The 452-nt window shown below is 68.4% G+C and carries 1 protein-coding gene; it reads right to left on the bottom strand.

Features of this window, described 5'->3' with window-relative positions:
- On the bottom strand, positions 1-452 hold a 452-nt coding region (locus tag J1M46_RS15030; RefSeq protein ID WP_241249772.1), incomplete at both ends, for an ABC transporter substrate-binding protein.

The raw sequence follows: 452 nt of genomic DNA, 5'->3' as shown, positions 1-452 counted from the left end.
GGTAGGTCGGGCCGTCGAAGATGAACTCGGCGTAGGTGCGCTCGACGGTGTGGCGGATGTCGGCGGAGCTGATCACCTTGCCGTTCTGGTCCTTGACGCCGTCCCTCAGCGTGAACGTCCAGGTCTTGCCGCCGTCGGAGGACTTGCCGGAGTCGGTCGCGAGGTCACCCACGACCGAGACACCGCCCTTGCCGTCCTCCTCGAAGTTCGTCAGCCCGCGGAAGAGCAGGTTGGCGCCCGGGCCGGCGTCGGAGACGTAGATCTGACCCGGGTCCAGGTGGGTCAGGCCCGCTTCCTGGTAGACGGTTATCGTGCCGCCGCTCTTGGCGCCGGGGACCTCCTCGGCCGGGCCGGTCGAGGCTGCGGCGTCGGCGTAGGTGACGGCCTTCGACTGGGAGGACGCCTCCTCCTGGTCCTTCTTGGAGTCCTTGCCCGAGCTCGAGGCCTTGTTC

The sequence above is a fragment of the Agrococcus sp. KRD186 genome, from assembly GCF_017168255.1.
Lineage (GTDB): Bacteria > Actinomycetota > Actinomycetes > Actinomycetales > Microbacteriaceae > Agrococcus.
This window is presented reverse-complemented; position numbering and strand designations above follow the sequence as displayed.